The sequence below is a fragment of the Clostridium sp. AF28-12 genome (assembly GCF_003435225.1).
GTDB lineage: Bacteria > Bacillota > Clostridia > Lachnospirales > Lachnospiraceae > Pilosibacter > Pilosibacter fragilis.
Window position 1 is genome coordinate 38,370 of the sequence record NZ_QWGJ01000021.1, and the last position, 8,957, is coordinate 47,326.

Annotated in this window: 11 protein-coding genes; 1 reads left to right on the top strand and 10 read right to left on the bottom strand. The window is 46.0% G+C overall.

The genetic code is table 11. The features are described 5' to 3' along the window. Positions 1-197: 197 nt before the first annotated feature. Together DWY93_RS14630 and DWY93_RS14635 are read right to left on the bottom strand one after the other, a co-directional pair. Positions 198-728: a DUF6147 family protein gene (locus DWY93_RS14630; protein WP_015552900.1), complete on the bottom strand. Its 531-nt coding sequence runs from the start codon at positions 726-728 to the stop codon at positions 198-200. A gap of 65 nt (positions 729-793) precedes the next feature. Next, positions 794-1,675 carry a hypothetical protein gene (locus DWY93_RS14635; protein ID WP_117471042.1) on the bottom strand — a complete coding sequence of 294 codons (882 nt, stop codon included), beginning with the start codon at positions 1,673-1,675 and terminating at the stop codon, positions 794-796. Between the two features lie 114 nt (positions 1,676-1,789). Here DWY93_RS14635 and DWY93_RS14640 point away from each other — a divergent pair, with 114 nt between their 5' ends. Continuing rightward, a complete protein-coding gene (locus DWY93_RS14640) occupies positions 1,790-2,860 on the top strand; it encodes an undecaprenyldiphospho-muramoylpentapeptide beta-N-acetylglucosaminyltransferase (RefSeq protein ID WP_015552898.1) in 1,071 nt (356 codons plus the stop codon). Here the strand turns inward: DWY93_RS14640 and DWY93_RS14645 are convergent. The 8 genes from DWY93_RS14645 to DWY93_RS14680 form a co-directional block, all read right to left on the bottom strand. Beyond that, complete coding sequence (locus tag DWY93_RS14645) at positions 2,851-3,396, bottom strand: RNA polymerase sigma factor (protein ID WP_117472544.1); 546 nt, start codon at positions 3,394-3,396, stop codon at positions 2,851-2,853. The genes DWY93_RS14640 and DWY93_RS14645 overlap by 10 nt on opposite strands. Before the next feature lie 26 nt (positions 3,397-3,422). Next, complete coding sequence (locus tag DWY93_RS14650; RefSeq protein ID WP_015552896.1) at positions 3,423-3,839, bottom strand: HIT family protein; 417 nt, start codon at positions 3,837-3,839, stop codon at positions 3,423-3,425. Then, on the bottom strand, positions 3,836-4,456 hold the full coding sequence (locus DWY93_RS14655; protein WP_015552895.1) for a rhomboid family intramembrane serine protease: 621 nt from the start codon (positions 4,454-4,456) through the stop codon (positions 3,836-3,838). Before DWY93_RS14655 ends, DWY93_RS14650 begins: the two co-directional genes overlap by 4 nt. A gap of 22 nt (positions 4,457-4,478) precedes the next feature. Beyond that, complete coding sequence (locus DWY93_RS14660) at positions 4,479-5,579, bottom strand: hypothetical protein (protein WP_117471044.1); 1,101 nt, start codon at positions 5,577-5,579, stop codon at positions 4,479-4,481. A 112-nt stretch (positions 5,580-5,691) separates the two neighbouring features. Continuing rightward, the gene (locus DWY93_RS14665) at positions 5,692-7,155 is read right to left on the bottom strand and encodes a DUF6382 domain-containing protein (RefSeq protein WP_117471045.1); all 1,464 of its coding nucleotides are present in this window, start codon (positions 7,153-7,155) and stop codon (positions 5,692-5,694) included. Next, entirely contained in the window at positions 7,155-7,568 is a 414-nt protein-coding gene (locus DWY93_RS14670; protein ID WP_117471046.1) for a hypothetical protein, read from the bottom strand. The genes DWY93_RS14665 and DWY93_RS14670 overlap by 1 nt, the downstream gene beginning before the upstream one ends. Then, the gene (locus DWY93_RS14675) at positions 7,565-7,996 is read right to left on the bottom strand and encodes an A24 family peptidase (RefSeq protein ID WP_117471047.1); all 432 of its coding nucleotides are present in this window, start codon (positions 7,994-7,996) and stop codon (positions 7,565-7,567) included. The genes DWY93_RS14670 and DWY93_RS14675 overlap by 4 nt, the downstream gene beginning before the upstream one ends. Then, positions 7,993-8,766 carry a hypothetical protein gene (locus tag DWY93_RS14680; protein WP_117471048.1) on the bottom strand — a complete coding sequence of 258 codons (774 nt, stop codon included), beginning with the start codon at positions 8,764-8,766 and terminating at the stop codon, positions 7,993-7,995. The genes DWY93_RS14675 and DWY93_RS14680 overlap by 4 nt, the downstream gene beginning before the upstream one ends. Positions 8,767-8,957 lie beyond the last annotated feature (191 nt).

The window sequence follows — 8,957 nt, forward strand, 5'->3', positions numbered from 1 at the left end:
TTTCCAGACGTAAAAATAGCCCCGCAAGAGGTTTGTTGTGCGCGGGGCTATTTCTTTTATTCAGTTCATAAATTGTCGAATCATTATTCTCACCGGCCTCGACCGGTTTTATCTACGGTGTCTTCCCATCAACCATCTCCCTTTATCAGTTTGTGTCTATATTATCCGGCCGGAATAATATACTAAAGTATTAAAGGTTAAACTGCATGGTCGGTGAGAAGAACACCGTCTGTCTGTGTGGATTTGCCTTCTGCATCATCGCCCCACTGAACTAAATGTATTGCACGAGCACGGTAATAACGATTAACTTCACATCCTGACACTGTAAATCCTACATGATATGATGTTAGGTTCTCATCTTCTTTAATAGTTTTTTCAAATTCCCAATGTCCAACCTGTACCCACTTTTCTTTTGATTCATCCCACATATCCAAAAATACAGATTGATAAATATCATCCACTACACTATGTGCAAATGTATCTACAGAAATATGTAATGTTCCATCTTGTTTATTAACCAGTTCCAACATTCCTGCTGAAAATACTCTTCCTCTTGCACTGTTAGGTGTAATATCACCATCACTTACACATGTATCAGCTAATAGCCTACTTTGTGTGTATGTATTTAGCAGACTATTCCTCACGTCTTTTAGCCCTGCAAACGCAGTTCCACACGTCATCAATGTAAATATTAGTGCCATCCCGATAATCCTTTTCATTACTTTCATTCACTAATCTCCTTTACTTATTTTTATAAATATAAACGTATGTAAAAGAGATTTGTGACCGATTTTTAAAAAAAATTTAGATATTCTAATATTTTTTCAAATTCCTCTTTTTCTATATATCCAAATAAGTAATAATAGCTATTGTTTATTGTAATAAAGCATTCACATTCCTGATTGTTATCCTCTAAGTCATTAATATAATATTCTATATCTTTATTAATCCATTTGTTAAATATAATTCCTTCCTCATTTCTATCTGACTTTATTTCTGCAGAAACACTCATTTCCTTCTTTCGTTGAATAAGGTAAACACTTTTTCCGCAATAAGAAAATTCTATCTGCCCTCCGTCTTCATAAATATCATAATTTATAAACTGTAATTCTTTCGGAATATACCCCAATTTTAATACGGGAAGTCCTAATTCACTCTCCAATGCTTCATATGCCTGTTCCAATTTTGAATTACTTGGCATATTTTTATCATTATCTAGAGAAATTGTAGCCTCATTTCTTCTAACCTTTAAAAAATAACTCTTCTTCCCAATCGCCGTCCCCCCAAGCATCCCTGCAATCACTGCCACCAACGCCGCAGTAGCAAGGACCTTCTTCTTTCCGAATCGTATCACTTTCTTCTCATTCTTCTTTTTCTCTTCCGCTTCAGAGATTACTGTTACCGTCTTCTTTGGAAGCTCTTCTGCAATTTGAATGTTGGCTGATTCGTTCTGTGGAACCAGAGTCGGTGTCTGGGAGGCGGTTTCCTTTTCAAGTTCGGCTTTTCGTGCCAGGAAACGTTTCATGAGTCGATCTTCGGCGCCAGTGAAGTTTACATCTTTGAAAGTCTCGTTTGCCTGATCCAGCTGTTTTAACAGCTGATCATCCGAATAGCCAAACGCTTCCCGAAGACATTCGCTTATTTTCTGCTCCTCACGATTCTCCGTGTCTGCCATGATTCAGCACCTCGCTTCTTCCTTTGTATCTATTAGGGGTTGACATTTCTCTTTCAGCCGTTACTATTAAATAGTCAGCAGCTGTGAAATTCTTGCTCCATGGAGGCAATTTTTATGAAAACCATTCTTCTCACCGGCGGTGGTACAGCCGGTCACGTTACTCCGAACCTTGCCCTGATTCCGTCTCTCAAGGCAGCCGGATATGATATTCGATACATTGGTTCCTACAATGGTATGGAACGCAAACTGATTGAAAACGCAGGTATTCCTTACAACGGAATCTCTTCCGGAAAACTGCGCCGATATTTCGATTTAAAGAACTTTACCGACCCGTTCCGTGTATTAAAAGGTTACGCAGAGGCCTTAAAGTTGATGAAAAAATACAAACCGGATGTTCTCTTCTCTAAGGGCGGATTTGTTGCGGTTCCTGTTGTCCTCGCTGCAAAGCATTACCACATTCCGACGATCATCCACGAGTCCGATATGACTCCAGGTCTGGCAAATAAACTCTGCATTCCGTCTGCAAAATGGGTATGTTGCAACTTCCCAGAGACCTTAAAGTATCTTCCGGAAGGAAAAGCAGTCCTCACAGGATCCCCGATCCGTGCAGAACTCCTTCAAGGTGACCGTCTTGCCGGTCTGCAGTACACAAACCTCTCTGCGGCAAAACCGATTATTCTTGTAATCGGTGGAAGTCTGGGCTCCGTAAAAGTAAACGGCGCGGTCCGCAGTATTCTTCCAAAGCTCTTAGAACAATTCCAGGTGATCCATATCTGTGGAAAAGGGAACCTGGATGAGTCCCTGATTGGAACTCCCGGTTACGTTCAGTATGAATATGTTGACAGTCCGCTGAAGCACTTATTTGCGGCAGCTGATCTGATTGTCTCCAGGGCAGGTGCAAATTCCATCTGTGAAATTCTTGCACTCAGGAAGCCGAATGTCCTGATTCCGCTCTCCGCAGCGGCCAGCCGTGGAGATCAGATCCTGAATGCCAATTCTTTTGCAAAACAGGGGTATTCCACGGTTCTGGAAGAGGAGAAAGTGACTGACGCCACTCTTTTTGACGCGATTCACGATACCTACGAGAACCGCCGGACATTCATTGATAGTATGGAAAAGAGCCATTTAAATAATGCAATTGATACGATCATGAAATTGATCAACGATTGTGCTGATCACAAATGACCGCGGTCCATACGACTTTTCAGGTTTTCTCTTAAGTATTTTCTTGCTCTTGAAATTCGCGAACGACACATGTCGTTCGTGATTTCAAGACGCTCACAAATTTCTTCAGTCGTAAATCCCTGGATGAAATACATCACCGTGACATCCTTCCACGATTCCCTTAAACCATCCAGGACCTCGAAGATCTGACCGCAGCTTTCTCTGCTAATTACGGATTGCAGCGGATCGTATGTGGAAAGATCTGCGACATACTCCAGTTCACTCACATCTTCGTCCTCATTCGGCTTGATGCTTCGCTTCTCTTTTCTAAAATAGTCGATACATTTATTCTCGACAATACGCGCCAGCATCACTTTTATAGCTTTTTCACTCTCTAGCTTCCCGCCATAATCCGCCCGGTAGAACGACCAGAATGCTTCCATGACAATGTCTTCCACATCATCATATGGCACTCCGATCGCATAAGCCAGCTTCATATACATTTGAGCATATTTCGTAATCAGTACTTGCAGCAGTTCATCTTTGTCCTGCGGCATAAATTCTCCTTTAAAAATCTCTCTGATTACAGTGCATCTTTAATCTTTTCTGCTGTCTCAGCAAGAACCTCCGGATCTTCTTTTCCCGGTTCCCATCCAGCGATCACCGGACCGCCCTCATAGCGCGGGATCACATGTACATGGAAATGGAATACCGTCTGTCCTGCTGCTTCACCGTTATTCTGTACCAGGTTGAAGCCTGCGCAGCCCAGGGATTTCTTCATTGCGGTTCCGAGTTTCGCTCCTAACGGAAGTACTTTTGCAGCAATCTTCGGATCCAGCTCGGTAACGTCCTTAAAGTGTTCTTTCGGAAGGATCAGGGCGTGACCTTTCGCAGCCGGACCAAGGTCCAGAATTACACGGAAATCTTCATCCTCATATACAGTTGAGGAAGGAATCTCACCATTCGCGATCTTACAGAAAATACAGTTACAGTCTTTCATCTTTTGATACCTCCGTCCGCCCACCGGTCTCTGGCAGGCCTATGATATAAAATTATAGCAAGCACAAAGCCTATTACAAGGCCAGACAGGTGTGCGATATTGTCCACACCGGTGCTTGTATATCCTAAATACAGGGAGAAAAAGATCATGATCACAAGTTGTCTTGTATTCAGATCTTCCAACTGCCCTCTGTTGGCCGTAACCACATAAAGCAGGCCGCCGACCACTCCAAAAATTGCGCCGGATGCCCCGGCTGATACTGTCATTGTATCAGCTGTGTGCGCCATCATAGACACCCAGTTCGAGCCAATTCCGCAGAGCAGGTAAAATATCAAGTACTTCACATGTCCCAGTGCCCGTTCCAGGTTGTCCCCAATCACAAACAGGACCAGCATATTGTTCATAATATGCCGGATTCCAAAATGCATAAACATCGCTGTCAAAAGCCGGTAATACTCACCGTCCTCCAGGACTGCAGGTGCAAACATCGCGCCCTTTGTATACATGAAATACGCGTCCTCCGAGGAATCGGTGATCTCCAGATACAGGAAAAACAGCACATTCAGAGCAATCAGAAGTCCATTTACATAAGCCTTCTTTCCATATCGGCTTCCCATGGGTCTCATCCTTTCTACTCTGTTATTTCATGACCCCAAGTCCTTTTGCGATGATCGTGATAAAGTCCTGGACATTCGTCACGATAGTCGTTGCAGAGAGGCTTCCGCGGTCCATCAGCTTGTTTACCACAAACTCGTCCGCATCAACAGTATAGAGATATACCGGGCGGATCGTTCCGTCCTTCATAACGCGGAATGACGGAGTCATATTGCCCGTGGCAATCGTGTGAAGCATTGTAGCTAAGCAGATCACACAGGTGGCATCCCGCACCATATCGCGCATGGCGCTCTGTCCTTTATACGCGTCTCCGATGACTTCCGGCATTGGACCGTCATCGCGGATCGAACCGGTCAGAACAAACGGAACATGATTCTTCACGCATCCATAGATAATACCATTGTCAATGTGATTATCCTCGATAAATTTCGGAATGGAACCGCTTCTGCGGACCTTATTTAACACATCCAGGTGGTTGTAATGGCCATTCGGCTGGGATACCTGCGTGTAGATATCCTGTCCTAGTGCCGTATGCAACAGCGCGCCCTCCAGGTCGTGGGTCGCGAGCGCGTTTCCTGCCATCAGACCGTGGGCATATCCGTTATCGATCAGGGACTGCATTGCGTTTCTCGCGTCATAGTCGAAGGAAAACGCCGGTCCCATGACCCAGACAATCTTCCCATGTTCTTTTTCATAGCGAAGAAGGTCCATCAGGCGGTCATAGTCTCTCGCATAGGAGGTCTCCCTGCTTCGTCCCTGGCGGAACACAAATTTATCCGCAAGCGCGTCCGCTTCTGTCTGGAATCCTGTACTGTGGACATAAATTCCCTCCTCGCAGGCTTCGCTCCGTCCAAGAATAACCTTGTCACCTTTTTTGAGATTCCTGTTTTCGACTACCTCCAAATGTCCATCCGGGCAGATCACAACGCTGGAATCCATGCGGCTCTCTTCCGCTAACACCCACTTGCCCTGGATCTTAAAATATTCCGGGAACATAGATGTACTGTGAAAGTATTCTGGGGCAACCCCATCGATCTCCACGATTTCCCATTTCGCGTCAGGGGCCTTGATAAACTGTTCCTTTGAAAAATCGGGCTGATGATATTCTGGCATCTGAAAAGCCATAATACCCCTCCTTTCATCATTGATGGATATATCATAGACCAAATGTCCGAAAAACACCACCCCTGTTTTGTATTTTTACTTTCTCTTTAACGGAACTTTTACCCAGGAGATCCTACAAAAAACGGTATCTCTGATCCGCAAAAGAGAGCATTTCCCCTGGTTCTATATGAATACTCTCATTTGTCTCCAGGAACCGCCCATTTACACTGGTTCCATTCGTTGAATTGAGATCCGTGATCATATATCCGTCCTTATCTTCTTCAATTTTCGCGTGGATCCGGCTGATCTGAGGCAGATTCAGGCAGAAATCCGATATTTCCCGGTTCTTTCCAATAATAAACGGGAAATATCGGACCAGGACGTCCTCGCCCCCATTTTCCGGGACGAGACGTCTTGTCGCCGGGTATATCTGTCTTCCCGTAAGAAGCACTGTCTGCATTTCATCAGATTCTCTTTGTCTTACATCAGTTCTTAAGTCATTAGGATCAGTATAAATGCCATTCTCATTATTTTCTGCATCTCCCCACACTTCCGCCATATCTCTCCGGTATTCAATTTTGTCCGGCATTCCTCCGCGCTCCCTGTCCTCTTCTTCCCGGAACTCAACTTCCCAGTCCTCTTCTGTTTCCCCGGTCTCTTCTTCATCTTTTTTCACACGAAAGAATATCACGCCGGCCATCAGCACACCTTCCGCCGCAAGGATTCCCCATTTCCATTCCAGAATCCGATCGATTCCGACGATAAAGTAAACTGCCACCGGAACAGCTGCCATCAAAACCGCAAACAGCACTGAAAACAAGTTTTTCCCGTGCTTCAGCCCTTTTTCCTCTGCTAGTTCTTCTGTCTCGCCTGAAAGATCCGTTTTCTTGATCTCAGAATATCTGTACTTTCCTTCTGATCCATTTTGCTTTTCTCCCTGATGTCGCGGCAGCTCTCCTGCTGCCCCTGTCCCATATTCCCTGACCATTTTTCTCTCTGCTTCATATAACTTTTCCTTTCCAGTGTTTTCCCCGAAAATATCTTCTTTCCCGTCTCTTTCTCCCGCCCGCAGACATTTTTCCAGATCCCGGATCCCCAGATTTTCCTTTTCTCCTGCCCGAAACAGAGCGAATGCCAGAACTACCGCGTCTCCGTCTGTGTGATCCACATGGTCCAGAATATACCGTGCCAGTTTCCGGAAACTCTCCTCAAACTGACTGCCACTCCCTGGAAGAAGGCAGAAATTCGCTTTCAGGTCATCCGGATCCACATAGATCATATCCGGTTCCAGACAAAGCTGGTCTCCGTCCATCAGGAACCTTTCCAATGCCGTCATGGTGACGACCAGATCACTGGTGATCTGCCGGATCTCCTTTGCCTTAAATGACCGGTATTCCATCATTCTGGCTAGCGACTGTCTCGACGTGATATTAAAATACAGGAATGTCTCCCCATCGATCCTTTTTTCCTGAAACGGCAGAAGTCCGTTGATCCTGTTTTCCGACAGCATCCGCAGCGCATAGGATCCCCCGATCTCTTTTTCCGGGTGCAGTACCATGTAATTTCGGTTCATTTCTCGTTTAAATTCTGTTTTCATCAGTCATCGATCCTGTCTTTTATTTTCTTCAAGGCGTCCTGCTGCCGCAGAAAAGTCTCCGGGTGGATATCCGCCCGCTCTATATGAAGACTCCAGTCCCCCGCCGCCGCGTCACCTTCTGCCGTCAGCGCTCCCAGATTCAGATGGAGCTCATATGCTCCCAGATAAAGCCTTGGGTTCCCCATCTGGCTTCCCTCCTGCTCAAAAGAATCTATCGTTTTTTTCTCATTGACGTTATTTCTGGCCCGCTCCAGTGTTTCCTCCAGGATCATACTGCCAGTCACCGTATCATGGACCGTATAGGCATATCGGATAAATGCCGCCAGGGATAGTAAGACCACCGAAAGAATTATGGATGCCTCTACCGTTATGCTGGCGCTGTAATATTTCTTTATGCAAGTCGTCTCTCTCATATCATCCTCATAAGCACCATCCACAGTGACGCAGGTAAAAGAAACGGCAAAAACGGCAGCCGCAGTTTTCGGATATTTTCCCTTCCAGTTCCGATCTGTGCGCCGACCATTATCGCAAGCCCAAATATTCCGCAGAAAATCTGCCCGGAGATCAATAACATCACACACTCCTGCCACCCAAGGAAAAATCCGGATACAATAAAAAACCACCCGTCGCCCTCACCCAGGAGCCCCCTTGTCAACATTCCAATCAGCAAAAGCATAATTCCAGGAATCATCGCCAGAACGATCTCCCCCGGAAGCCGTTCCTTCCATATGCAGGTTATGATCCCTACTGCCGCTCCGCCCGCCAGTACCTCCAGGCTGATGCTTCTCGTTCTGAGATCCTGCCAGGCTGCGGTTCCTAAAAAAACAAAAAACAGATTCATTCTGTCTCCCCCTTTTTCCTCACACAGTATGAGCACAATCCAAGATGTTCCGCCTCATCCTTCGGTACTTCCCGCACATAGGATATCATAGACCTGCAATTTTTATTGCAGTGATAGTGCTCGCCTGCCGTCGTGATATAGACGGTCTCCGATCCATCTCCCTTTTTCCCGCAGACGGCACAGGGCGTTCGCTTTTCTCCGGGAACCTTGCCGTTTTCTGCCTCAGATCTTGTGACAGTCATGTACTCATTCGAAATATAATGGCAGTCCCGGAACAGGTGATATCTCCCTATTCCGGCCCCTACATAGACCATCTCCGTCTGCTCATCCCCATCACCATCTTGAGAAGTCCCGTCTCCCTTTAATTTCCCGGGAATTCCGATCCAGGACCTCCGTTTCACAGCCACAGTCTCCGTCTGTTTTCCCAGAACTGTCTCAAAAAATGGAATCTCCTCCTGATACTCCGCCGCAAACTCGATCTCACCGTTCTCTCCGTATACATCTGCCTTTTTCACCGTCACATGATCCGCGTACTGCCCGACTTTTCCCCGGATCCAAAGAGCTGCCGCAGCGTCCGTACAGAATGCCGGCAACTCACTGTCTCCGGTTTCCACCGACTCCGCCAAAATCCCATATTGACTGATCTCCTCGCCGATCCGCTCCATGGCAGTCTGAACCTTTCTCTGCCTGTCAAGCCAGGTGACTGGTTTGAGAAGTGCCAGGAAGAAAAACAGGGCGAGCGGAAGAACAAGCGCAGCTTCCACTGTCATGGAGGCCGGGAGTGAGGAGGTGCATGGATGCGCTCTCCTTGCCAGCAGGGGATAATGTACTTGGAGAGACATATCTTGACTATAAGAATGGTATTGCTTATTCATTTTATTAGAACTGGCAAAGAAGAGCACACCCATACACCTCCTTTATCTAAATTAACCTGTTGTGCTAGATAAAATAATATAAAGAA

Excerpts from the sequence above, each read along its gene's own strand:
- DWY93_RS14680 (WP_117471048.1), bottom strand. The coding sequence starts at position 8,766 with ATGACAGTGGAAGCTGCGCTTGTTCTTCCGCTCGCCCTGTTTTTCTTC.
- DWY93_RS14655 (WP_015552895.1), bottom strand. The coding sequence starts at position 4,456 with ATGGGAAGCCGATATGGAAAGAAGGCTTATGTAAATGGACTTCTGATT.
- DWY93_RS14665 (WP_117471045.1), bottom strand. The coding sequence starts at position 7,155 with ATGAAAACAGAATTTAAACGAGAAATGAACCGAAATTACATGGTACTG.
- DWY93_RS14660 (WP_117471044.1), bottom strand. The coding sequence starts at position 5,579 with ATGGCTTTTCAGATGCCAGAATATCATCAGCCCGATTTTTCAAAGGAA.
- DWY93_RS14635 (WP_117471042.1), bottom strand. The coding sequence starts at position 1,675 with ATGGCAGACACGGAGAATCGTGAGGAGCAGAAAATAAGCGAATGTCTT.
- DWY93_RS14630 (WP_015552900.1), bottom strand. The coding sequence starts at position 728 with ATGAAAGTAATGAAAAGGATTATCGGGATGGCACTAATATTTACATTG.
- DWY93_RS14640 (WP_015552898.1), top strand. The coding sequence starts at position 1,790 with ATGAAAACCATTCTTCTCACCGGCGGTGGTACAGCCGGTCACGTTACT.
- DWY93_RS14650 (WP_015552896.1), bottom strand. The coding sequence starts at position 3,839 with ATGAAAGACTGTAACTGTATTTTCTGTAAGATCGCGAATGGTGAGATT.
- DWY93_RS14645 (WP_117472544.1), bottom strand. The coding sequence starts at position 3,396 with ATGCCGCAGGACAAAGATGAACTGCTGCAAGTACTGATTACGAAATAT.
- DWY93_RS14670 (WP_117471046.1), bottom strand. The coding sequence starts at position 7,568 with ATGAGAGAGACGACTTGCATAAAGAAATATTACAGCGCCAGCATAACG.
- DWY93_RS14675 (WP_117471047.1), bottom strand. The coding sequence starts at position 7,996 with ATGAATCTGTTTTTTGTTTTTTTAGGAACCGCAGCCTGGCAGGATCTC.